General features: G+C 59.7%; 13 protein-coding genes, 4 tRNA genes and 2 pseudogenes. 18 read left to right on the top strand and 1 reads right to left on the bottom strand.

Features of this window, described 5'->3' with window-relative positions; all coding sequences use genetic code 11:
- Window positions 1–57: 57 nt before the first annotated feature.
- The 12 genes and pseudogenes from truA to VRB54_RS15510 all read left to right on the top strand — a co-directional run bounded on the left by truA (window position 58) and on the right by VRB54_RS15510 (window position 9,516).
- Window positions 58–882, top strand: a complete 825-nt coding sequence (gene truA / locus VRB54_RS15565; RefSeq protein ID WP_338481117.1) for a tRNA pseudouridine(38-40) synthase TruA — start codon at window positions 58–60, stop codon at window positions 880–882.
- A 64-nt stretch (window positions 883–946) separates the two neighbouring features.
- Window positions 947–1,567 carry a phosphoribosylanthranilate isomerase gene (locus VRB54_RS15560; protein WP_338477900.1) on the top strand — a complete coding sequence of 207 codons (621 nt, stop codon included), beginning with the start codon at window positions 947–949 and terminating at the stop codon, window positions 1,565–1,567.
- A 245-nt stretch (window positions 1,568–1,812) separates the two neighbouring features.
- Window positions 1,813–2,733: an acetyl-CoA carboxylase, carboxyltransferase subunit beta gene (gene accD, locus VRB54_RS15555; protein WP_003234319.1), complete on the top strand. Its 921-nt coding sequence runs from the start codon at window positions 1,813–1,815 to the stop codon at window positions 2,731–2,733.
- Window positions 2,730–4,037, top strand: a complete 1,308-nt coding sequence (gene folC / locus VRB54_RS15550; protein ID WP_338477899.1) for a bifunctional tetrahydrofolate synthase/dihydrofolate synthase — start codon at window positions 2,730–2,732, stop codon at window positions 4,035–4,037. The genes accD and folC overlap by 4 nt, the downstream gene beginning before the upstream one ends.
- Window positions 4,021–4,665: an SPOR domain-containing protein gene (locus VRB54_RS15545; protein WP_338477898.1), complete on the top strand. Its 645-nt coding sequence runs from the start codon at window positions 4,021–4,023 to the stop codon at window positions 4,663–4,665. Before folC ends, VRB54_RS15545 begins: the two co-directional genes overlap by 17 nt.
- Before the next feature lie 193 nt (window positions 4,666–4,858).
- The gene (locus tag VRB54_RS15540; RefSeq protein ID WP_003234314.1) at window positions 4,859–5,416 is read left to right on the top strand and encodes a CvpA family protein; all 558 of its coding nucleotides are present in this window, start codon (window positions 4,859–4,861) and stop codon (window positions 5,414–5,416) included.
- Between the two features lie 41 nt (window positions 5,417–5,457).
- Window positions 5,458–6,963 carry an amidophosphoribosyltransferase gene (gene purF / locus VRB54_RS15535; RefSeq protein ID WP_003234313.1) on the top strand — a complete coding sequence of 502 codons (1,506 nt, stop codon included), beginning with the start codon at window positions 5,458–5,460 and terminating at the stop codon, window positions 6,961–6,963.
- Between the two features lie 69 nt (window positions 6,964–7,032).
- A pseudogene (locus VRB54_RS15530) lies at window positions 7,033–8,243 on the top strand (O-succinylhomoserine sulfhydrylase).
- On the top strand, window positions 8,240–9,019 hold the full coding sequence (locus tag VRB54_RS15525; RefSeq protein WP_338477896.1) for an SDR family oxidoreductase: 780 nt from the start codon (window positions 8,240–8,242) through the stop codon (window positions 9,017–9,019). Before VRB54_RS15530 ends, VRB54_RS15525 begins: the two are co-directional and overlap by 4 nt.
- 106 nt (window positions 9,020–9,125) lie before the next feature.
- Window positions 9,126–9,201 (top strand) — tRNA-Val (locus tag VRB54_RS15520).
- Window positions 9,202–9,256: 55 nt separating this feature from the next.
- Window positions 9,257–9,333 (top strand) — tRNA-Asp (locus tag VRB54_RS15515).
- Window positions 9,334–9,439: 106 nt separating this feature from the next.
- Window positions 9,440–9,516 (top strand) — tRNA-Asp (locus VRB54_RS15510).
- Window positions 9,517–9,748: 232 nt separating this feature from the next.
- Here VRB54_RS15510 and VRB54_RS15505 read toward each other — a convergent pair.
- Window positions 9,749–11,032, bottom strand: coding sequence for an FAD-binding oxidoreductase (locus VRB54_RS15505; RefSeq protein WP_338477895.1), 1,284 nt, complete (start codon window positions 11,030–11,032; stop codon window positions 9,749–9,751).
- 184 nt (window positions 11,033–11,216) lie between these two features.
- On the opposite strand from VRB54_RS15505, the gene VRB54_RS15500 reads away from it, so the two are divergent.
- The 6 genes and pseudogenes from VRB54_RS15500 (at window position 11,217) to VRB54_RS15475 (ending at window position 24,208) form a co-directional block, all read left to right on the top strand.
- Window positions 11,217–11,293, top strand: a tRNA-Val gene (locus VRB54_RS15500).
- Between the two features lie 441 nt (window positions 11,294–11,734).
- Window positions 11,735–13,153 carry a TolC family outer membrane protein gene (locus tag VRB54_RS15495; protein ID WP_338477894.1) on the top strand — a complete coding sequence of 473 codons (1,419 nt, stop codon included), beginning with the start codon at window positions 11,735–11,737 and terminating at the stop codon, window positions 13,151–13,153.
- A gap of 43 nt (window positions 13,154–13,196) precedes the next feature.
- A complete protein-coding gene (locus VRB54_RS15490; protein WP_338477893.1) occupies window positions 13,197–15,341 on the top strand; it encodes a type I secretion system permease/ATPase in 2,145 nt (714 codons plus the stop codon).
- 5 nt (window positions 15,342–15,346) lie between these two features.
- Window positions 15,347–16,771, top strand: coding sequence for an HlyD family type I secretion periplasmic adaptor subunit (locus VRB54_RS15485; RefSeq protein WP_338477892.1), 1,425 nt, complete (start codon window positions 15,347–15,349; stop codon window positions 16,769–16,771).
- Window positions 16,772–16,828: 57 nt separating this feature from the next.
- The gene (locus tag VRB54_RS15480) at window positions 16,829–17,602 is read left to right on the top strand and encodes a hypothetical protein (RefSeq protein WP_338477891.1); all 774 of its coding nucleotides are present in this window, start codon (window positions 16,829–16,831) and stop codon (window positions 17,600–17,602) included.
- A gap of 893 nt (window positions 17,603–18,495) precedes the next feature.
- Window positions 18,496–24,208, top strand: a pseudogene (locus VRB54_RS15475) (S8 family serine peptidase).
- Window positions 24,209–24,335 lie beyond the last annotated feature (127 nt).

Raw genomic sequence — 24,335 nt, 5'->3', positions numbered from 1 at the left:
TTGCGCAACTCATCGGGCTCTCAGTTCTTGGCAAACATAGATAACGCGGCCGCCGAAATGGCGGCCGCAGGCTTTTACCGCATCGCCCTCGGCGTCGAATACAAGGGCTCGCGCTACCGCGGCTGGCAGCGTCAGGCGTCGGGTGTGTTGACCGTGCAGGAAACTCTGGAAAATGCACTGTCCAAGGTCGCCGACTCGCCAGTGTCGCTGATGTGCGCCGGGCGTACCGACGCCGGCGTGCACGCCTGTGGTCAGGTGGTGCACTTCGATACCCAGGCCGAGCGCACCATGAAGGCTTGGGTGATGGGCGCCAATATCAATCTGCCCCACGACGTCAGCGTGACCTGGGCCAAGGTCATGCCTGCGCATTTTCATGCGCGTTTCAAGGCCATCGCCCGGCGTTACCGCTATGTGATCTATAACGACCAGATCCGCCCGGCGCACCTCAATCAGGAAATCACCTGGAACCATCGTCCGCTGGATGCCGAGCGCATGGCCCAAGCTGCGCAGCATCTGGTGGGCGTGCATGATTTCAGCGCATTCCGCGCCGGCCAGTGCCAGGCCAAGTCACCGATCAAGGAAGTCCACCACCTGCGCGTCACCCGGCACGGCAAGATGATCGTGCTGGATATTCGCGCCGGGGCGTTCCTGCACCATATGGTGCGCAACATTGCGGGCGTTCTGATGACCATCGGCACCGGCGAGCGTCCGGTGGAATGGGCCCGGGAGGTGCTGGAAAGCCGTGTTCGCCGCACGGGCGGCGTGACGGCCCATCCGTTTGGTCTGTATCTGGTGGGCGTGGAGTACCGCGACGAGTTCGAGTTGCCGCAGCGCTTCATCGGGCCACACTTCCTCACAGGTTTCAGCGAACTTGGCGGCTGACGCCCGGAAAAGCTTTTGTTACCATCCGGGACTTTCTCGGTGCAATCCCTGAGGTTTCCAAGACATGCCAGCCGTTCGCAGCAAAATTTGCGGGATTACCCGCATGGAAGACGCGCTGGCGGCAGTCGAGGCGGGGGCGGATGCCATTGGTCTGGTGTTCTATGCCAAAAGCCCGCGGGCGGTGAACGTGTTGCAGGCGCGGGCGATCATTGCCGGGCTGCCACCGTTTGTCACCACCGTGGGGCTGTTCGTGAATGCCAGCCGCTGCGAGCTTAACGAGACCCTCGATGCGGTGCCTCTGGATATGCTGCAGTTTCACGGCGACGAAAGCCCCGACGAATGCGAAAGCTATCAACGCCCGTATATCAAGGCGCTGCGGGTCAAGGCCGGTGATGACATTGCCGCCGCCTGTGCCACTTATGCGGGCGCTCGCGGGATCCTGCTGGACACCTACGTCGAAGGCGTCCCGGGCGGCACGGGTGAAGCGTTCGACTGGTCGTTGATCCCCGAAGGGTTGAGCAAGCCGATCATCCTTGCCGGTGGCTTGAACTGCGCCAATGTCGCGGCGGCCATCGAACAGGTTCGGCCGTATGCCGTGGATGTGAGCGGCGGAGTAGAGCAGAGCAAGGGCATCAAGGATCACCACAAGATTCGCGCATTCATGCAGGCCGTGCGCGCGATGTGACGGCTGGCAGTCTGCCGCCGTCAGTAACTACCACTGTGTAACGCAGCATCGGCGCCGCCTGCGGGAGGGCCGAGAACGAAGTGGCAACCCTGCACAGGCAGGTTGTCTGGAAGGCTGAGGATGCGGATGGGAAATGGCTGGTCGAACGTCTGACCCCGTCCCGCCCGCGTCATCGCCACACATGAATTTAGCTCAAGGGCATACGCGGGGCTGTGTTCAAGCCACCGGTACTGGAGAAAGAAAGCATGAGCAACTGGTTAGTAGACAAACTGATCCCTTCGATCATGCGTTCCGAGGTGAAGAAAAGCTCGGTTCCTGAAGGTCTGTGGCACAAGTGCCCTTCCTGCGACGCGGTGCTGTACCGCCCGGAGCTGGAAAAGACCCTGGACGTTTGCCCCAAGTGCAATCACCACATGCGCATCGGCGCGCGCGCGCGCATCGACATCTTCCTCGACGCCGACGGTCGTAACGAACTGGGCGCTGATCTGGAGCCGGTCGACCGTCTCAAGTTCCGCGACGGCAAGAAGTACAAGGACCGCCTCACCGCTGCGCAGAAGCAGACCGGCGAGAAAGACGCGCTGATTTCCGTCAGTGGCAAGCTGCTGGGCATGCCGGTGGTGGTGTCGGCGTTTGAATTTTCCTTCATGGGCGGCTCCATGGGTGCCATCGTCGGTGAGCGTTTTGTACGCGCCGCCAACTATGCCCTCGAAAACCGTTGCCCGATGATCTGCTTCGCCGCCTCGGGTGGCGCGCGCATGCAGGAAGCTCTGATTTCCCTGATGCAAATGGCCAAGACCTCTGCGGTGCTGGCGCGTCTGCGTGAAGAAGGCATTCCGTTTATCTCCGTGCTGACCGACCCGGTCTACGGCGGTGTTTCCGCCAGCCTGGCCATGCTCGGCGACGTGATCGTCGGCGAGCCCAAGGCCCTGATCGGCTTTGCCGGCCCTCGCGTGATCGAGCAGACCGTGCGCGAAAAGCTGCCGGAAGGCTTCCAGCGCAGCGAATTCCTGCTGGAGCACGGTGCAATCGATTTGATTATCCCGCGCGGCGAGCTGCGTCCACGCCTGGGCAACCTGCTGGCACAAATGATGGGGCTGCCGACACCGGTGTACGTCGCGCCTAAAATCGAACCGATCGTCGTGCCGCCGGTGCCTGCAAACCTATGACCCAACGTACCCTGGGCGAATGGCTCGCCTACCTTGAGCAGTTGCATCCGTCCGCCATCGACATGGGCCTGGAACGCTCGCAACAGGTAGCGACCCGCCTCGGGTTGGGCCGGCCGGCGCCGCGTGTGATCACGGTGACCGGCACCAACGGCAAAGGCTCGACCTGCGCCTTTGTCGCGGCGCTGCTTCAGGCTCAAGGCCTGAGCGTCGGCGTCTACAGTTCTCCGCACCTGCTGCGTTACAACGAGCGGGTGCAGCTCAACGGGCTCGAAGCCACCGATGAGCAACTCTGTGAAGCGTTCGCCGCACTCGATGCCGGACGTGGCGAAATCTCCCTGACCTACTTCGAGATGGGCACCCTGGCGGCGTTCTGGCTGTTCGAGCGTGCGCAACTGGATGTGGTCGTGCTGGAAGTGGGCCTGGGCGGGCGCCTGGACACGGTCAACGTGGTGGATGCCGACCTGGCGCTGGTGACCAGCATTGGCGTTGACCATGTCGAATACCTGGGCGATACCCGCGAATCGGTGGCCTACGAAAAGGCCGGTATCTTCCGAGCGCTCAAGCCCGCACTGTGCGGCGATCTGGATCCGCCGCAGCCCTTGCTCGACAAGGTGCGTGAGCTGGAATGTCCGTTCTTCCTGCGCGGTCGCGAGTTCAGCCTCGACATCGGCGAGCAGCACTGGCAGTGGCGCGGGCGCGATGCGCGCGGCCAAACGGTTGAGCTGCACGATTTGCCGCTGTTGAACCTGCCGATGGAAAATGCCGCGCTTGCGCTGCAGGCCTATCTGTTGCTGGACCTGCCATGGGATGCTGCGCAGATTGCCGCGACATTGCTGGCGACCAGGGTCGTGGGGCGTCTGGATCGTCGTGCAGTCGAGTGGCAGGGCAAGCGTCTGAACCTGCTGCTGGATGTGGGGCACAATCCCCATGCGGCGCAGTACCTGGCGCAGCGCCTGGCGCGCACGCCGCCGCAGGGGCGACGACTCGCCGTATTCGGTCTGTTGGCTGACAAGGACCTCGATGGCGTGGTTGCGCCGTTGCTCGACAGTGTCCAGGCGTGGGCGGTGGCGCCGCTGGATACGCCGCGCAGTCGACCGGCGGCGGAGTTGGAACTGGCCTTGCAGAACCTTGGTGCGCGCGTGGCGTCGTATGCAAGCCTGACCGCAGCCCTCGAGGCGCAATGTGCGGTGGCAACGACCGAGGACGAGATTCTGTTGTTCGGATCATTTTATTGTGTTGCCGAGGCGCTTGAGTGGTTGGCCCGGCGCCCCACGGAGGAAGCTGCACATGGCATTACTGGATAGCGCATACAAGCAGCGAATGGTCGGAGCGCTGGTGCTGGTGGCGTTGGCGGTGATTTTCCTGCCGATGCTGTTTTCCCGCCAGGACGAACAGCGCCAGGTAGTCGTCGAAGCCCCGGCAGCCCCCCAGGCGCCCGCCGTGCCTCAGGTGCAGGTCGAGCCGGTGGTGGTGCCCGAGCCGCAGGCATTGCCCGAAGATGAGCCGGTGCCCGTCGACGAGCCTGCTGCTGCGCCGTCAGCGCCCGTGCAACAGAGCGTGCCGGTGGTCAAGCCAGCGCCTGCGGTGGCGGCCAAGCCCGCTACACCGACACCTGCGCCCAAGCCGGTTACACCGCAACCGGCAACGCCGGGCAAGCCGGATGTGGGGCAGAGTCGTATCGACCCCAATGGCCTGCCCATCAGTTGGTCAATTCAGGTGGCCAGCCTTGGCAATCGCGAAGGTGCCGACGCCTTGCAGAAAAAACTGCGCAGCCAGGGTTACAACGCCTATATCCGCAGTGCCGATGGCAAGAACCGCGTATTTATCGGGCCGCTGATCGAGCGAGCCGAGGCGGATCGCCTGCGGGACTTGCTGGATCGTCAGCAGAACCTGAAGGGCTTCGTGACGCGCTTCCAGCCTGAGCGCGGCTGAGTCCGCAGCGATTCAGCCTGGAATGCAATCAACTGTGGGAGGGGCTTGCCCCTCCCACATTGTTTTTGCGGTGGCCTTGAAAGGGGCTTTACCCGCCACAAATCATTGATTTGCAAAGCACCCGCAAACACCGCTTACCGACAGCCCGACGCTCTGCTAAAATGCGCCGCCTTATCCGTCCGTAGGCTCTAACGTGCCATTTACCTGGGTTGATTGGGCGATTGTTGCCATCGTCGCCATCTCCGCTTTGATCAGTCTGAGCCGCGGCTTCGTAAAAGAAGCACTGTCGTTGCTGACCTGGATCATCGCAGGAGTCGTAGCCTGGATGTTCGGGGGGTCACTGTCGGTTTACCTGGCCGGCTACATCGAGACACCTTCGGCCCGCGTCATCGCGGGTTGCGCCATCATGTTCATCGCCACGCTGCTGGTGGGGGCAATGGTCAATTACCTTATTGGCGAATTGATACGCGTCACCGGCCTTTCCGGGACCGATCGATTTCTCGGCATGGCTTTTGGCGCGGCGCGTGGCGCGTTGCTTGTGGTCGTGGCGGTCGGGCTGTTGAGCCTGGGGCCGGTTCAGCAGGATGCGTGGTGGCAGGAGTCGGTGCTCGTGCCAAAATTTCTTTTGGTTGCAGACTGGTCCAAGAACCTCATATTGGGGTGGAGCAGTCAGTGGCTGGCCAGCGGAATCAGCGTACCCGCTGATCTTCCGTTCAAGGAACACCTCTTACCGGCCAAAACGCCTCAGTAAGCAGGGTTCAGTCAAGATTCATTAAGTAGGGGTTGCGTCGCATGTGTGGCATCGTCGGTATCGTCGGTAAGTCGAACGTGAATCAGGCGCTGTATGACGCGCTAACCGTCCTCCAGCACCGCGGCCAGGACGCTGCCGGTATTGTGACCAGCCACGACGGCCGGTTATTCCTGCGCAAGGACAATGGCCTGGTGCGTGACGTGTTCCACCAGCGTCACATGCAGCGCCTCGTCGGGCATATGGGCATTGGCCATGTGCGCTACCCGACTGCCGGCAGCTCGACGTCGGCCGAAGCTCAGCCGTTCTACGTCAACTCGCCGTACGGCATCACTTTGGCGCACAACGGCAACCTGACCAACGTTGAACAGTTGGCCAAGGAGATTTACGAATCCGACCTGCGCCACGTCAACACCAGTTCCGATTCGGAAGTGCTGCTCAACGTGTTCGCCCATGAGCTGGCCCAGCGCGGCAAGCTGCAGCCCACCGAAGAAGACGTGTTTGCCGCCGTGATCGACGTGCACAACCGTTGCGTCGGCGGTTACGCCGTGGTGGCGATGATCACCGGTTACGGCATCGTCGGTTTCCGCGACCCGCACGGCATTCGCCCGATCGTGTTCGGTCAGCGTCACACCGATGAAGGCGTCGAGTACATGATCGCGTCCGAAAGCGTGTCGCTGGACGTATTGGGCTTCACCCTGATCCGCGACCTCGCACCGGGCGAAGCGGTGTACATCACCGAAGATGGCAAGTTGCACACCCGTCAGTGCGCAGTGGCGCCGAAGCTGACCCCGTGCATTTTCGAACACGTCTACCTGGCGCGTCCGGACTCAATCATCGATGGCGTCTCGGTCTACAAGGCGCGCCTGCGCATGGGCGAGAAGCTGGCCGACAAGATCCTGCGCGAGCGTCCCGAGCACGATATCGACGTGGTGATCCCGATTCCGGACACCAGCCGTACCGCCGCCCTGGAGCTGGCCAACCACCTGGGCGTCAAGTTTCGCGAAGGCTTTGTGAAGAACCGTTACATCGGCCGTACCTTCATCATGCCCGGCCAGGCTGCGCGCAAGAAGTCGGTGCGCCAGAAGCTCAACGCCATCGAGCTGGAGTTTCGCGGCAAGAACGTGATGCTGGTGGACGATTCCATCGTGCGCGGCACCACGTGCAAGCAGATCATCCAGATGGCCCGCGAAGCCGGTGCGAAGAACGTGTATTTCTGTTCCGCCGCGCCTGCTGTGCGTTACCCGAACGTGTATGGTATCGACATGCCGAGCGCCCATGAGCTGATCGCTCACAACCGTTCGACCCAGGACGTGGCCGACCTGATCGGCGCCGACTGGTTGATCTACCAGGACCTGCCGGACCTGATCGAGGCCGTCGGCGGTGGCAAGATCAAGATCGATCAGTTCGACTGTGCCGTGTTCGACGGCAAGTACGTGACCGGCGACGTCGACGATGCCTACTTGAACAAGATCGAGCAGGCGCGTAACGACTCGTCGAAGGTCAAGACCCAGGCGGTCAGCGCTATCATCGATCTGTATAACAACTGAGTAAACACCGGCCCTGAGGGGCCGGTTTTGTATCTTAAATAAAGAATTTCGAGAGTAAGGAGTCGCAGCATGAGTCAGGAATGGGATGCCGGTCGGCTGGACAGCGACCTCGACGGCGTAGCTTTCGATACCCTGGCTGTGCGCGCCGGCCAGCACCGTACCCCGGAAGGTGAGCACGGTGATCCGATGTTCTTCACCTCCAGCTACGTATTCCGCACGGCCGCCGACGCTGCCGCGCGTTTTGCCGGCGAAGTGCCGGGCAACGTCTATTCGCGCTATACCAACCCGACCGTGCGTGCGTTCGAAGAGCGTATTGCCGCGCTGGAAGGCGCCGAGCAGGCCGTGGCCACGGCCACCGGCATGGCGGCGATCCTGGCGGTGGTGATGAGCCTGTGCAGCGCCGGCGATCATGTGCTGGTGTCGCGCAGTGTGTTCGGTTCGACCATCAGCCTGTTCGAAAAGTATTTCAAGCGCTTCGGCATTGAGGTGGACTACGTGCCGCTGGCGGACGTGTCCGGATGGGATGCGGCGATCAAGGCCAATACCCGGTTGCTGTTTGTCGAGTCACCGTCCAACCCCCTTGCCGAACTGGTGGATATCGCCGCGTTGGCCGAAGTGGCTCATGCCAAGGGCGCGATGCTGGTGGTCGACAACTGCTTCTGCACGCCGGCGCTGCAACAGCCGCTGAAGCTGGGTGCCGATATCGTCGTGCACTCGGCGACCAAGTTCATCGACGGCCAGGGCCGTTGCATGGGCGGGGTGGTGGCCGGTCGTGGCGAGCAGATGAAGGAAGTCGTCGGCTTCCTGCGCACTGCCGGGCCGACCCTCAGCCCGTTCAACGCGTGGATTTTCCTCAAGGGCCTGGAAACCCTCAGCCTGCGCATGAAGGCCCATTGTGCCAATGCCCAGGCCCTGGCCGAGTGGCTTGAGCAGCAGGACGGTATCGAGAAGGTGCACTACGCCGGCCTCAAGAGTCACCCGCAACACGCATTGACCAGCGCCAGCAGCGCGGTTTCGGGGCGGTGGTGAGTTTTGAAGTCAAGGGCGGCAAAGAGGGCGCCTGGCGCTTTATCGATGCAACGCGTCTGATCTCGATCACCGCGAACCTGGGTGACAGCAAGACCACCATTACCCACCCGGGTACCACGTCCCACGGCCGTCTGGCGCCGCAGGAGCGTGAAGCGGCGGGCATTCGTGACAGCCTGATCCGCGTTGCGGTAGGCCTGGAAGACGTGGCTGACTTGCAGACAGACCTGGCCCGCGGGTTGGCTGCCTTGTGATCGAGTGGTCCACCGAGGCCGCAGTGGCCAGTAATGGGCGTGTCGCGCTGGTAACCGGCGCTGCTCGCGGGATTGGCCTGGGCATCGCTGCATGGCTGATCAGCGAAGGCTGGCAGGTGGTGTTGGCCGACCTGGATCGTGAGCGTGGCTCCAGGGTGTCCAGGGTGCTCGGCGACAATGCCTGGTTTGTCACCATGGACGTGGCTGACGAGAAGCAGGTGGTCCAGGGTGTTGCGCAAGTGCTGGGGCAGTTCGGGCGTCTGGATGCGTTGGTGTGCAACGCCGCGGTGGCCGATCCGCACAATATCACCCTGGAAAGCCTGGACCTGGCCTACTGGAACCGCGTGCTGGCGGTGAACCTCAGCGGGCCGATGCTGCTGGCCAAACATTGCGCGCCGTACCTGCGCGCCCATGGGGGCGCCATCGTCAATCTGGCGTCCACCCGCGCCCGTCAATCGGAGCCGGACACTGAAGCCTATGCGGCGAGCAAGGGCGGCCTGCTGGCCTTGACCCACGCGCTGGCGATGAGTCTGGGGCCGGAGGTGCGGGTCAATGCGGTGAGCCCCGGCTGGATCGATGCGCGGGATCCATCGGCGCGGCGTGCCGAGCCGCTGAGCGATGCTGATCATGCCCAGCATCCGGGGGGCAGGGTGGGCACCGTGGAGGATGTAGCGGCGATGGTTGCGTGGTTGCTGTCACGTCAGGCCGGGTTTGTGACCGGGCAAGAGTTCGTGGTGGATGGTGGCATGAGCAAGAAGATGATTTACAGCGAGTGAGGCGAGCTGGAGCTTGAAGCAATTTTGTCTTTTTCAGGAAAACTTCAAGCGGGCTATTGACTTAGGTCTGCTATCTGCGTAAATTTCGCGGCCTCAACGAAGCAAAGGGTGATTAGCTCAGCTGGGAGAGCATCTGCCTTACAAGCAGAGGGTCGGCGGTTCGATCCCGTCATCACCCACCACTTCTTGAGAGTTTTGCTTACGGGCAAGACGCAACGTTAAAGGTTGCACCGACGCGCAGCGGTAGTTCAGTCGGTTAGAATACCGGCCTGTCACGCCGGGGGTCGCGGGTTCGAGTCCCGTCCGCTGCGCCATATTTTCCAGGTTCGAATGATCGGGCTTGAGATTGAACAGCAAAGGCTGATCGATCAGATGTTTAAAGACGGTTGAGGGCTTAACGCTTAACCGGTCAAGCGATACGCAGCGGTAGTTCAGTCGGTTAGAATACCGGCCTGTCACGCCGGGGGTCGCGGGTTCGAGTCCCGTCCGCTGCGCCATATCTGCTACAAGGCTCGCTGAACGCCTTGAAGCGCAAAGAAAGCCATTGGCTGCTTTGATCCGATAGCAAAGACCCTGGTCGAAAGACCGGGGTTTTTTGTGTCTGCGATTTGGTTATGAGCGGCCGGCGCGGCTCACAGCGTAACCTGATGAAGCGTGTAGTCAGGCTGAGGTGGCCGCGAGGAGTACTCAGGTCGGCCGAGGGAGCCGTAAACCGGCTCCCACCTTATGTCAGAATCCCAGCTTATCCCGCAGCCCGTAGTACCAGGCACCCAGCGCGGCGAACGGTGTACGCAGCATCTGCCCGCCGGGGAAGGGGTAGTGCGGCAGGTCGGCGAACGCATCAAAACGTTCCGCCTGGCCGCGCAGGGCTTCGGCCAGCACTTTGCCTGCCAGGTGCGTGTAGGTCACGCCGTGGCCGCTGCAGCCTTGGGAGTAATAGATGTTGTCGCCCAGGCGGCCCACCTGAGGCAAGCGCGACAGGGTCAGCAGGAAATTGCCGGTCCAGGCGTAGTCGATCTTTACGTCCTTGAGTTGCGGGAAGGCCTTGAGCATTTTCGGACGAATGATCGCTTCGATATTCGCCGGGTCGCGCGCGCCATAGACCACGCCACCGCCGAAGATCAGACGCTTGTCACCGGTGAGACGGTAGTAGTCGAGCAGGTAGTTGCAGTCTTCGACGCAGTAGTCCTGCGGCAACAGGCTCCTGGCCAATTCATCGCCCAAGGGGGCGGTGGTGATCACTTGCGTGCCGCAGGGCATCGACTTGGCGGCCAGTTCCGGCACCAGGTTGCCCAGGTAGGCGTTGCCCGCGACAATAATGAACTTGGCCCTGACCTTGCCTTCGGCCGTATGCACAACCGGATTAGCGCCGCGCTCGATACGCAGTGCAGCAGATTGTTCGTGGATCGTGCCGCCCAGCGACTCAACGGCAGCCGCTTCACCCAGCGCCAGGTTGAGTGGATGGATATGCCCGCCGCTCATGTCCAGCAGGCCGCCGACATAGTTGTCGCAGCCCACCACTTCGCGGATGCGGCGCTCGTCCAGCAGCTCCAGTTGCGTGTGACCGTAGCGCTCCCACAGGCGTTTCTGCGACTCCAGATGGCCCATATGCTTGCTGTTGAGTGCAGCGAACACGCCGCCGTCCTTCAGGTCGCACTGAATCTGATACCTGGCCACGCGCTCACGAATGATCCTGCCGCCCTCGAATGCCATCTCACCCAGCAACTGCGCCTGTTTGGGCCCGACGCTGCGCTCGATCACGTCGATATCGCGGCTGTAGCTGTTGACGATCTGCCCACCATTGCGGCCCGATGCACCGAATCCCACCCTGGCGGCCTCCAGCACCGTGACGCGAAAACCGTTCTCCAGCAGAAACAGCGCGCTGGAAAGGCCGGTATAGCCGGCGCCGATCACACAGACATCGGTTTCGACCTCACCTTGCAGCATCGGACGAGGCGGGACCGCATTGGCGGATGCGGCGTAATATGACTGGGGATAGGGGATGTTCGCCATCCTGGAACCTCTGTTTTATATTTTTTACGAGTGCCGCGATCCTACCTGAGTTGAAAATTGCCCGCCAGCCACCGGGAAAACACGGGCGCGCGTTCCGAAAATAAAAAATTCGCATATTCATGGGCTTAGCTGCGAAAAAGAGGTTGACACACCTTCTGAATTCCGTAGAATGCCGCCTCACAGCAGGCACGTAGCTCAGTTGGTTAGAGCACCACCTTGACATGGTGGGGGTCGTTGGTTCGAGTCCAATCGCGCCTACCAAACAAAATCCGCTCTGCTGGGCGGTCTAGAGGGGTCACCGGAAACGGTGACCCCTTTTTGCTTTCTGCGATTTGCAAAACTTTTGCAAGACTCCCTCCTCAGAACGCCAATTCGGCGCCACCTCCAAATATTCGATCTTATATTCGTGGTGCCCCTCCTGATAGCGCTTCGTCATCTTCCCGTCGGTGTGATTTTGGAGTCCAGTTCACGCGGTAAGGGCAGACCACCGGTGATGTCATGCATTCGACAATGACTTCCCACAGTGCCGTGCCCGGTTGATGGAGGCGCTGCCAGGGGATGATGTGACGAGCCGCCAATTCACGTTAATTGTATCGAGTTTGTTGCAATTGGTTACAACCCCATCTATTTTGTGCGCCCCCTGGTTAGGGGAAGCGCCCAGTTTGGTTGGGCCGCTGTCGATATCATCAAAAGGATTTGTAAATGCGCGGTACCCGAGGCGTCTTTCTTCTCGCCTTCTTTTTCCCCTCCTTTGTGCAGGCTGCGGTCATGATGGACCGCGCCGAACTGATGGGTGTCTATCGACAGGCCGTACTGCACAACTCCGACCTCGCCGCTGCCCGTGCCGACTTTGCCGCCCGCCAGGAAGCCGTGCCGCAGGCCTGGGCCAATCTGTTACCCGTGATCAGTGCAGGCACGACAGTGGAGTCCACTCGCATGAATCGTGATGAGCCGCAGCTGATGCGCGAGCGCAGTGGCACGACAGTGCAAGCCAATCTGAAGCAGCCAGTGTTCAACGCGGCGTTCTGGTTTGAACTCAAAGCGGCTGAAGCCAGTACGGCACAAGCCGCGCTGGAACTCTCCGCAAAAGAGCAGGAACTCATTCTCAAGACCGCTGAGACCTATTTTGAAGCCTTGCGCGCGACCGATGAACAGGCAGCCTCAGTCGCTGAAGAAGCCGCGCTCAAGCAGCAGCTTGATCAGGCGCAAGCGCGACTGAAGGGTGGGCTGTCAAGTATCACCGATGTCCTGGATGCCGAATCGGCTTATGACAACGCGTTTGCCAATCGCAAACTGGCCCAGCGCAAAGTCGATGACGCGTTTGAGCAACTGATACGCCTGACCAACAATACCTACGTCAGCATTGAGGGCATGCAACACCAACTGCCGGTATCCGCCCCGGTGCCTGATAGCACCCAATCGTGGGTCGATGCGGCGGTGGGGCAGAACCTGGCATTGTTGGCGAGCGACTATGCCGTGCGCGCCGCCGAGCAAAACCTGAATCAGCGCAAGTCCGGACACGCGCCCACCGTGGATGCTGTCGCGTCTTACCGACGCGGTGACAACGACAGTTTTGGCTACAGCAATCCCAGTGACTTTGGTCTCGATGGCTATCGCAGCCACGTTGCTCAAAGCAGCGTCGCGCTGGAAATGACCATTCCGATTTTCAGTGGCGGTCGCACCAGTTCGCAGTCCCGTGAGGCGTATGACCGACTCACGCAAAGTGAAGAGTTGAGGGAAAGCCAGCGCCGGGAAGTGGTGCTTGATACGCGTAATTTCTTCCGTGCGGTCAACTCGGACATCGAGCAGATCAAGGCCCGCAGACAAACGATCATCTCCAGCCAGCGCTCGCTGAAAGCGTCCAAAGTCGGTGCCGACGTGGGCACCCGCAATACCGTCGATGTACTCAATGCCCAGCGCCAGTTGTTCAAGGCCGTGCGCGATTACAACAACGCACGGTATGACTACATTCTCAACACTCTACGGTTGAAGGAAGTCGCCGGCACCTTGAGTGCCGACGACTTGCTCAGGCTGGCTGACTACCTGAAGCCCGATTATGAGCCGCAACTCGATTTCCTCCCTCCCGAGCTGATACACGCCTCAACCGCAGGCCGTTCGTAGACGTTCACCGATCATCAATCAATGCCATAGCACGGAAGCGTTTATGCAAGAACAAGGGACAGAGACGGCCAAGCAAACGGCCGTGCTCGATACAGGCCTGGCGTGCCTCGCCATGCTGGCGCGCTTTCATAATGTTGCAGTTTCCCCGGAGCAGTTGGCCCACGAATATGTCGAAGACGGGCAGGTGTTCGGCAAGGCCGAGATACTCATGGCCGCGCGGCAGTTGGACCTGAAGGCCAAGGTGGTCGACACCACCTACGAGCGGCTGGCTAAAACCCCATTGCCCGCCATCGCCTGCGCCAACGATGGCCGCTTTTTTATCATTGCTCGCCTTGACCAGAACAGCATCCTGATTCACGACCCGCAGTCCCTGCGTCCGGAAATGATCAACGCCCAACAACTGCAATCACGCTGGAGCGGCGAACTGGTATTGCTGCGGTCCCAGTCGTCCCTGGCTGCCGATCTTTCGAAGTTCGATTTCACCTGGTTTATTCCGGCCATTGTCAAATACCGCAAGTTGCTGGGTGAGGTGCTGTTGGTGTCCTTTGTCCTGCAGATATTTTCTCTGCTGACACCGTTGTTTTTTCAGGTGGTGATGGACAAAGTTTTGGTACACCACGGCCTCACCACCTTGGATGTTGTCGCCATCGGCCTGCTGGGCATCATGGTGTTTGAGACCGTCCTGAGTGGGTTGCGCAGCTACGTGTTCGCCCATACGGCCAGCCGGATTGACGTTGAACTGGGATCAAAGTTGTTCCGACACTTGGTGACGCTGCCGCTTTCGTATTTCCAGGCGCGCAGGGTCGGGGATTCGGTCGCACGGGTGCGCGAACTGGAAAACATCCGCAGCTTCCTGACCGGCAACACCATCACGTTGGTGCTGGATGTGCTGTTTTCCGTGGTGTTTATCGCAGTGATGTTTTTCTACAGCGGCTGGCTGACGCTGGTGGTACTGATGTCCTTGCCGCTGTACCTGGTGGTGTCGCTGCTGATTACCCCGATGTTACGGGCGCGTTTGAATGAAAGTTTTGCGCGGAGCGCGGAAAACCAGGCGTTTCTGGTCGAGACGGTCAACGGTATCGACACGCTCAAGTCCATGGCCGTCGAGCCACAGATCACACGTAAATGGGACAATCAGTTAGCGGCCTATGTGAGTGCGGGTTTCAAGACGCAAACCCTGTCCACTGTTGCCAATGAGAGCGTGTCCCTGATTGGCAAATTGGTCACCGTTGCGACGCTTTGGCTGGGCGCCCGTCTGGTGATTGATGGCCAGCTTTCCGTTGGCCAGTTGATTGCGTTCAATATGCTGGCGGGGCGGGTGGCGCAGCCGATCATGCGTCTGGCCCAGTTGTGGACCAACTTCCAGCAGACCGGCGTTTCGGTCCAGCGCCTTGGCGATATCCTCAACACACGGACCGAGATGTCCCAAGCCAACCGAAGTGCTCTGCCGACTCTTAAGGGCCGCATCGAGTTTGACCAGGTGCGTTTCCGCTATCGTCCGGACGGTTCGCAGGTGCTGTGCAGTGTCAGCCTGGTCATTGACGCGGGCGAGGTGATCGGCGTAGTGGGGCGCTCCGGCTCCGGAAAAAGCACCCTCACGCGCCTGTTGCAGCGCCTGTATGTGCCGGAGCGAGGACGTGTGCTGGTGGACGGCATGGACTTGGCTCTGGCCGATGTATCGTCGCTGCGTCGGCAGATCGGCGTGGTCCTGCAGGACAACATGCTGTTCAACCGCAGCATCCGTGAAAACATCGCATTGACCGATCCTGGCGCGCCACTTGAAGCGGTGATGCAGGCCGCCAAGATGGCCGGTGCTCACGACTTTATCCTGGAGCTGCCTGAAGGCTATGACACCGTTGTGGGCGAGCATGGGGCTTCACTGTCAGGTGGTCAAAGGCAGCGCGTAGCCATCGCCAGAGCTCTGATCGGCAACCCGCGCATTCTTATCTTCGACGAGGCCACCAGTGCCCTGGACTATGAGTCCGAGCGCATCATCCAGCAGAACATGCAGGTGATCTGCCAGGGCCGCACCGTGATCATTATCGCCCACCGATTGTCCGCGGTGCGCGATGCCCATCGCATTGTGGTGATGGACCGTGGACGAATTGTGGAACAGGGCAGTCACGGCGAGCTGTTGGCCCATCAGGCGGGCCACTACTCGCGCCTTCACCGTATGCAACAGGGATAGTGGCCATGAGTGATCCTTCAGCGGCACGGGAATTACTGCAACGTTATCGACACGCCTGGCGCCATGCTTGGCGTCAACGCAAACAGCTGGATACGCCGTCACGTCTGGCCCACGAAGTGCAGTTTCTGCCGGCGGCGTTAGCCTTGCAGGACCAGCCCAGCCATCCGGCACCGCGCTACGTGCAGTGGACCATCATGTGCTTTGCGGCCTTGGCGTTGGTGTGGGCTTGCCTGGGCGAAATAGAAGTGGTGGCGACGGCGCGCGGCAAGGTTGTCGCCAGCGGCAAGAGCAAGACCATCCAGCCGAGCGAGGTGGCGGTGGTCAAGGCGATACGTGTTTACGACGGCCAGTCGGTCAAGGCCGGAGACATCCTGGTGGAACTGGATACCAGCGCCTCTGGTGCCGATGTAAAACGTTTCCAGAGTGACGTATTAGCCGCGCAGGTCGACAGTGCACGCGCCAGCGCCATGCTTGAGTCTATTGGCAGTGGCAAGGCGCCGGGGTCCCTGGCGGGTTATATGCTGCAAGCCGAGCCGCAACAGGTTCTGGCGGCGCAACGCTGGCTAAACGGGCAATACCTGGAAATGCGGAGCTCATTGGATCAGGTGGATGCCGAAGTCGAACAGCGTACTGCGGAGATTCAGTCAGCCAACGCGATGGTGAGCGCATTGCGGCTGTCAGTGCCGATCACTCACCGCTTGGCTGAGGATTATAAAGAACTGCTTGATCAGCAATATGTGCCACGCCATGCCTACCTGGAAAAACAGCAGGCGCTGCTGGATCAGAACCGCGACATGGCTGTGCAACAGGCCCGGGTGATTGAACTCAATGCCAGCCGCAAAGAGGCCGAGCGGCGCCGTCAAAGCATCCTGGCGCAAACACGTCGCGCCATGCTCGACCTGCAGCAGCAGTCCGAACAGAAGGCCGCCTCGCTGATTCAAGAGCTGCGCAAAGCTGAACAACGCGATCATTTGATGAGCCTGGCGGCCCCCGTCGACGGCACCGTTCAGCAATTGGCGATCCACACTGTCGGTGGGGTGGTGACAGCCGCACAACCATTGATGGTCGTGGTGCCGAGTGACCAGCCTGTCGAGGTCGAGGCCATGCTGGAGAACAAAGACGTTGGCTTTGTCCGTGCCGGGCAAACCGTGACAGTTAAAGTGGAAACCTTCACGTTCACCAAGTATGGAACAGTCGAGGGTGAAGTCGTCAGCGTGTCCAATGACGCGATTGAAGACGAGAAACTTGGGTTGATCTATAGCAGTCGCATTCGCCTGAAGACCGACCACCTGATGGTGCATGGTCAGCGCGTGGCGTTGTCGCCAGGCATGTCGGTCACTGCGGAGGTTAAAACCGATCAGCGCCGGGTGATCGACTACTTCCTGAGCCCGTTACAACAGCACGTTGATGAAAGTTTGCGGGAGCGTTAGGGCGTATGAAAGCAGGAATGATAGTTTGTGATTTATTCAAGGAGGCGATGAGGGAATATGTCTCATGCACTTAAGCGCTTGTGGGTGAAAGTCAGTCTTTATACGTGGCACCTGCTGCGGATAAGTAGTGCACTTATTCTGTTGGTCGGACTGGGTTGTTATATCTATGCCGTCGCGACTGCACCAGAACCGCCAGACCCAAAGGCGGCTGAAACGGCGCGGTCAGTATGCGGGCGTCTTTCAGGGAACACCTTCGTTGTACCGCGTCACTATGTAGTCTTTTGGCCTGAGTACGAAGGGGCCAGCGTATGGGATAAAAACCGGGTCCACAATGAGCGAGGTTGTGAGGCGCCGCTGGTTTCCTTGCCGCTGGTGATGACCTGGCCCCAACTGCAGCCCGCGAACCAATCCGAGTATTTTCGTGATGGGTTGAAATTCGATGGTTTGGAGGTAGTGATTGCGCCTGCGCCGGACGAAAACTTCGACCTGCGCACACGGCTGAACGCACTCCTTGCCGCTGCGCAGAGCCAGAAGAGTGAGCGGCCCACCTATTTGGAAGCGTCAGGGCTCTACCTGATAGAACGTAAGGACCAGACTTTTCCAGATGTAATTAATGGTTATTACTGGAAAGAGAAGGACGGAGAAGTTGACGCCGTATTTGAGTGCCTGGGAAATAAAGGACGGCACGGTTATTACAACTGCCAGGCAACCTTTGTTTTAAGAGAACTGAAGGTGTTGGTGACCGTCGGGTTTACCTCGGAAAAGCTGAAGGATTGGAACCGCATTGAGCGTTCCGTGAAGGACTTTGTTTTATTTAGTGTCGAGAAATAAGGAGCGTTTCCGTGCCACAGGCGTTAACTGCTGTAGATTTGAATCATGCAAAAGAACTGCTGAATGTTTCGGGCCCAGGTGCAATGTATGACTATCTGGCCGCCAAAGGTTACAAATATGCGGTGCTTGCCAACGGTGTTGCAAAAGGTGACTCCGTCGCCGGTGAAGTCGCCATTAACTTCATGAAAATGACGGCGTCAGATGCTGGTCACGCTATGTCAGAGGCCGACGTCAATCTTGTTCGGCGGCAGATGGCCACCGAATACATCACTACGTTGAGCGGCAATCTGAACGCCAACGGTGTCGTTTCTGCGGACATCACCCATAGCGAGGCGTGGAGATTTCACAACAAGGTTTTCATTAACAATGGCCTGCCAACCGATGCGTGGACATTGAACGCGGTATTCAGCGTGTTGGGTGAGGGCAGCCGTGAAAGCTACTGGCAAAACGTTCTAGAATCTGCCGGTAGTGTGGGGCAAGAGCTGATGCTGTCCGCCGATACCGACAGGCTTATGTCGCTGGCCTCTCGCATTGGCACCGCTGAAACCAGAATTGCCGCTGCAAGCTGGATCAGCCGTGTCGATTCGCCTTCAGGCGTTGGCACCGTCATATCCAGTCTAGGGGATCAGGTCTACAAGTGGGCGCGGGGGTTGATCGTCGACGAAGCGCTGAGCGCATCGCAGCCTGATCTGATCAAGATTGATATCAACCCTTCGCCTCAGCCCCAACAACACATTCAAGGTGAGAGCAAAGCCCAGCAAGATGTGGCCAACGGTTTTATTCAAAACGCGGCGACACACAGTATTTTCGCAGTCGGTGGCATTCTCGAAAAAACCGATTTCACCTCGGCTCAACTGTCCAGCCTGGCTTCGGGTGGCATCCGACCAGGAGAAATGCAGCTTGACCCCAACGCCCGCCCTAATACTTACCTGACGCAGTTCTACCAGCCGTCCGGCCCTGACACACCGGACTTCAGTCTGCGCAATGCAGTGACACTGAACGGCTTGTCGGCGATGACCACCTTCAACACCTACGTTGACCCGCTGCTGCTGGACCTGACCGGTAGCGGCGTGCACATGACCGACATCCGCGACGGCGTCCTATTCGACACCGACCACAGTGGCACCCTCAAGCGCAGTGGCTGGGCCGATCACAGTACTGGCATGTTGGTGATCGACGATGGCAGTGGGCAGGTCAAGGACGTTAGCCAGATGTTCTCGGAGTACTACGGCGGCAAGGCCGGCGTGGAGGGAGCAGCGGGTGAGGTGCGGTTCAAGGATGGTTTCGCCGCCCTGGCCAGTGAAGATGGCAACAAGGACGGCGTGATTGATCAACGTGATCCTGTCTGGAGCAAGCTGCGGGTCTGGGTCGACAGCACCCATGATGCGAAAGTCGATGCTGGCGAGCTCAAGACCCTGAGCGAGTTGGGAATCACCCAAATCAACGTGCGACCGACATCGACCAGCACCGAAATACGTGACGGCAACAAAGTGCTTGCCAGTGGTTCGTTCACTATCAATGGCAAGTCACAGGAAGCGCTGGCGGTGGATTTTCTGGGCGATCCGGTCAGCAACACCCTGAGTGTTCAGGGCGCAGGCACCCGGGTTACCTCGACAACCAATGGTATCAGCACCACGGCCTATGCCAGTCAGAGCACCACGGGCGAAACCCTGGATGCGGCACAACTGGGCGTCGGCAATGTGTACGGCGGCAGCGGTAACGACACGCTGATTGCAGCGCCTGCCGGTGGCTGGTTGGTGGGTGGAGGGGGCAGCAATACCTATGTCGGTGGCAAAGGCGATGATGTTTTTGTGATCAGTGCCTCGGACGACACGAAAAATATCCACGGTAATGGCGGTCACGACACGGCAATTATTGTCGGTGACAAAGGCGTGGTGCTGAACATGGCCCAGGCCGGTCTGACCATCGCTCAAGGCGGTAGCGGTGACGACACGCTGATCAGCGGGAGCACTGGCGGTGCCTTTATCAAGGGCGGCTCTGGAAACTCGACCTTGGTCGGTGGTGGTGGCAGCGATGTGCTGGTCGGCGGTAGTGGCCATAACACCATCCTCGGCGGAAGCGGCAAGGCGGTGATTTACGCCGGGCCTCAAGGCGATGTGATTTACGCCGCAGAAGGGGGCAGCATCATTCATGCCGGTGGCGGCGCTGACCGGATTTTCGGCGGCGCCGGCAATGACGTGATCGAGCTCGGCCATGGCAACGCGACCATCGACGGCGGCGGCGGGATCAACCTGGTAACGCTGCATGGCAGGCATGGCGAGTACCGTATCACCCGCACCGACAGCGGCTATGAAGTGGCCGACAATGTCTTCGGGCGTGACGGCACCGTGACGCTGAAGAACATTCAAAAGCTGAACTTTTCGGATATTTCGGCAGTTGATCTGCAAACGCCCAATGCCATGCCTGTGGCGGACGTACTGACCCTCGACAAGGACGGTAAAGCCTTCAGCCGGAGCCAGGCTCATTTGATTTCGGCGCAGAGCCTGCTGGGTAACGACCAACACCTCAATAGCCAAGGTGCGCTACGCATCGCCAATGTCGCAGATGCGGTCGGAGGCTCTGTCAGCCTTACCGCCCAGGGCGATGTGCTGTTTACGCCGGATGCTCATTACACCGGTCTGCTCAGCTTCAAGTATGGCGTGGTCGATGCCGCCGGTAACCTGTCGGCCTCTGTCGTCGACTTGAGCAGCGGGCAGTCCGCGCCAATGCGTGCCGAGGTGACCTTGCTGACCCCTGAGGTGCCGCTGGACCCATTGGCCGCCCAGGAGTGGTACCTGAGTGATACCAACGTCCTGCCGGTCTGGAACGACTACACCGGCAAAGGTATCCGTATTGGCCAGTTCGAGCCTGGGGGCGAATTCGCCACCGCGCCCGAGATATTCGATATTGCACACCCAGACTTGGCTGCAAACGTTGACAAGGCGTGGCTGCAGACTCAACAGAGCAACGGCACACTGCCCGGGCTGGTGTCCAACCACGCCACTATGGTCGCAGGCGTGATGGTGGGTGCCCGCAATGGTTTGGGTGGGGTAGGGGTGGCGTACGACGCGACGCTTGGCGGTTACTATCTGGCCAACAGCGGCGCCGACCTGGCGGGGTTGGGGCACATGGTCAGCTTTGATATCGCTAACAATAGCTGGGGGTTCACCCACGATTTTGCCCTGAGCAGTTTCCAGGATGGGTTCCTCAACACCGCTTCGGCGCTGAGCATGAATGCTCAGTATGCTGCGAGTAACGGTCGTGGCGGCCTTGGCACGATCATTGTCGCGGCCGGTGGTAACAGCCGAGCGACAGGTGGTAACGCCCAGGGCTCTTTGACCAACAACAACCGATTTTCGGTTGAGGTCGGCGCGATCAATGCTCAGGGTGACTTGTCGACTTTGCAGATTGGCTCCTCGCCATTCTCCAACCCGGGTGCCAGCCTTCTGGTGTCGGCGCCGGGCAGCAATGTGGTTTCCACTAGCCATATGGTAGAAACCGACCGTGGCTCGACCTTCGGTAACGATTACACCAGCATGCAAGGCACCAGTTTTGCCGCGCCGATCGTCTCCGGTATCGTCGCGCTGATGCTTGAAGCCAATCCGAATCTGGGCTATCGAGATGTGCAGCAAATCCTGGCGCTTTCGGCGCGTCAGATCAATGACCCCTCGACTCAATGGACGAGCAATGGCGCCCGCGGCTGGAACGGTGGTGGTATGCACACCAGTAACGACTATGGGTTCGGCGAAGTCGATGCGCGGGCGGCGGTACGCCTGTCTGAAGCGTGGATGACTCAGAGTACTGGCGCCAATGAATACGTTTACAGCGCCTCAAGCGGTGCTCTGGGCAAGAATCTGGCGGCTGGGGGCACACTGACGTCTTCCATCACAATGAATGCTGGTCTCAATGTTGAGCATGTCGAGATCGATTTCGACGCCCAAGTAGGGCGCCTTGGTGACCTGACTCTCAAACTGATCTCGCCAGATGGTACGCAAAGCGTGCTGCTCAACCGTCAGGGCAAGGTGCCAGAAGGGATGCCGGGCGCGGGTGCCAGTGACCTTGGCAGCACGCAATCGGGGGCATTCAAATACACTTTCATGTCGACTCATGACTTCGGCGAGCGCTCGGCGGGCAATTGGACATTACAGGTCAGCGATTCAGTGACCGGTTTGCCAGTTACGCTCAATGCTTGGTCGCTGCGTTTGTACGGCAGTAAGAGCAGCGCGGACGACACGTACTTCTACACAGACGAATACGTCAAATCGGTGGTCGGGCATGCTAACCGTAGTGTGCTGGACGACGCAGTCAACGGTGTAGCGGGCGGGCGCAATACCCTAAACGCGGCAGCTGTTTCTGGGGACAGCTCGGTCAACTTGTTGACAGGAGGCGTCAGCATCGGCGGCGCGGCGTTGACAGTGAAAAATCCGTCCAGCATTCAGAACATTGTCACGGGCGACGGCAATGATGTACTGGTGGCCGGTAATGCGGATGCATTGCTCGATGGCGGACGTGGCAGCAACAGTCTGACGGGAGGGGCCGGCAAGGACTTCTTTGTGGTTCATCGCCGCGATGGCGGCAGCGACGTTATCGGCAACTTTGAGGCTGCACGTGGCGAGGTCATCGATCTGGTGGGGTTCGCCGGGAAGGCATTCACTGACCTGGTGTTCAGCCAACAGGGTGCGGACCTGAAGATCGACCTGACCGAGGGCCAGAGTGTGGTCCTGAAGAACCAACTGTTGGCCGGGATAACGGCGGCTAACTTTAAGTTCCAGGATACCTTTGTCGCCCCGACGTCCTACATTAACAGCGATGCCTCGGCGGTCAAACCGCATGAAGGCTTGGGTACCGTAATACTCAACGGTGGCGGCAAGGGGGTGATGTACAGCAGCGATGCCCAGGGCAGAATGGTGGCGTCGTTGAATGGCACCCTTTACAGCCATGACAGCGCAACGTCGGACGTGTTTGTCGTTGCTGAGCAGTCAGGGTCCAAGGACTACAACAACGCCTTGCGCGGCTTCCGCCATGGGGTCGACAAGATCGACCTGCGTCAGACCGGAGTCACCGACTTTAATCAATTGATCATCGAACATAAAAATCGAGCTACCCTCAACGGGTTAACACAGATTCACGGAGTTTATGTAACGCGTATCGGTGCTCACGGCACTGATTCAAACGTTAACCTGCTGTATCTGGATGCGTTGGATGTCGCGCAGGTTAGTGCCACGGACTTTATCTTTGCCGAGCATGCCCCGGAAGTGGTACCGATGATCGGCCCTGTGCCTGCGGCGTCCGAAACTCCGTCGGTAACGGTGCCGGGTACGCCGACGCCGATTGTCGAGCACCCGGAGGTAGACAAGCCGTCAGTGGTGCTGCCGTTGCCACCGACTGAATTGTCGCCGTCGGTTACCGTGCCCGTGGTCGATCCGGTGTTATCTCCTTCGGTCACGATTCCAGACATCACTCTGCCTGAACACAAAACGCTCGAGCAGATACTCGCCGAGCGTGGCATCGAACTGAATCCAGGCGTGCCGGAACACAAGACGGTCGAGCAAATCCTGGCAGAGCGCGGTGTCGGTTCGTTGGCACCTTCGCCGGTACCGGACATCGGAGCGACAGGACGTGATCAACCCGGGCGCAGCCCTGTGGATACGCCGAACCCGCGACCGATCGTGATTCCAGATATCCCGCTTGTTGATATGTCCACCCGTGATCTGGAGGATTTAACTCGCACACCGGTGACTGTTCCGGATATCCCGAGGGGCCAGGACCCACGGCTGAAGTTCGACGATATCCCCAACATGACTGAAAATTCAGACTCCTCCTATGCGTCGATTCGTGACCGGGCACGCGTGCGTCCGACACCGGTGCCAGTGGACCCGGTGACGATTTCGTCGCGCGACCCGCTTATTCTTAGTCCGTTTTCGACGGTTGACGCGGCGGAAGGTGTAGTCGACCCCAACGTAATGACGGTCAAGGGGTTCTTCGTCGATGTCACCCTGGGGGACGAGAACAAGACGATCAACGTCGAAGCCATGGGGGCGAAATTGGTAGGTGGCAACGGTGACAACAACATCAATGTCACTGGTAGTCGTGCGCAGATCACCTTGGGTGATGGTCATAACGTGATCGTCGGGGACATCAACACACTCACGGTCGGTGATGGCAACAACAGCATCAACGACAGCGGGGCCTTCACGACGGTGAAGCTGGGCAATGGCAACAACCGCGTTCTGGTTAGCGGCAGCATGTCCACCGTTGAAGTCGGACACGGGGACAACGATCTTGAATTCAGTGGCGCGATGGGACATTTGGTGTTCGGTCAGGACGTCAGCCCGGAGCGCCTCTGGTTCGGGCATGACGGCCTGGACTTGCAGATATCGGTCATTGGCAGCCAGCAAGAGGTGACGCTGCATAACTGGTATGCAAGTACTCCCGAACGCCCGCAGGATATTATGGCGGGGGATCGGCATCGATTGCTGGGCAGTGACGTTGAAAGCCTGGTGCAGAGCCATGGCGGCATTCTCGCCGTCGGCGCCTGGCACAGTGACTTTCACGCCGAATGAGCAGCCAGCTTTGCAGCCCGTGCTGGCGGCCGCCTGGACGTGATGACACTCGTTTAATGGGGTATCGGCGCCCGAGGTAGGTATTGCGGGTGTATGCCGCTCTCGTTCGAGAGCGGCTTTCTTTGCCTATGATTCAGTTATCCGAACCACGACTCGATGAAGGGAAATAA

This window comes from Pseudomonas trivialis (genome assembly GCF_036864995.1).
Lineage (GTDB): Bacteria > Pseudomonadota > Gammaproteobacteria > Pseudomonadales > Pseudomonadaceae > Aquipseudomonas > Aquipseudomonas trivialis.
The sequence above is the reverse complement of the archived record's forward strand: the minus strand, read 5'-3'. Positions and strand labels throughout refer to the sequence as shown.

Coding starts and splice junctions, on each gene's coding strand:
- purF (WP_003234313.1), top strand. CDS start 5,458: ATGTGTGGCATCGTCGGTATCGTCGGTAAGTCGAACGTGAATCAGGCG.
- VRB54_RS15560 (WP_338477900.1), top strand. CDS start 947: ATGCCAGCCGTTCGCAGCAAAATTTGCGGGATTACCCGCATGGAAGAC.
- VRB54_RS15490 (WP_338477893.1), top strand. CDS start 13,197: ATGCAAGAACAAGGGACAGAGACGGCCAAGCAAACGGCCGTGCTCGAT.
- VRB54_RS15545 (WP_338477898.1), top strand. CDS start 4,021: ATGGCATTACTGGATAGCGCATACAAGCAGCGAATGGTCGGAGCGCTG.
- folC (WP_338477899.1), top strand. CDS start 2,730: ATGACCCAACGTACCCTGGGCGAATGGCTCGCCTACCTTGAGCAGTTG.
- VRB54_RS15505 (WP_338477895.1), bottom strand. CDS start 11,032: ATGGCGAACATCCCCTATCCCCAGTCATATTACGCCGCATCCGCCAAT.
- accD (WP_003234319.1), top strand. CDS start 1,813: ATGAGCAACTGGTTAGTAGACAAACTGATCCCTTCGATCATGCGTTCC.
- VRB54_RS15480 (WP_338477891.1), top strand. CDS start 16,829: ATGTCTCATGCACTTAAGCGCTTGTGGGTGAAAGTCAGTCTTTATACG.
- truA (WP_338481117.1), top strand. CDS start 58: ATGGCGGCCGCAGGCTTTTACCGCATCGCCCTCGGCGTCGAATACAAG.
- VRB54_RS15495 (WP_338477894.1), top strand. CDS start 11,735: ATGCGCGGTACCCGAGGCGTCTTTCTTCTCGCCTTCTTTTTCCCCTCC.
- VRB54_RS15485 (WP_338477892.1), top strand. CDS start 15,347: ATGAGTGATCCTTCAGCGGCACGGGAATTACTGCAACGTTATCGACAC.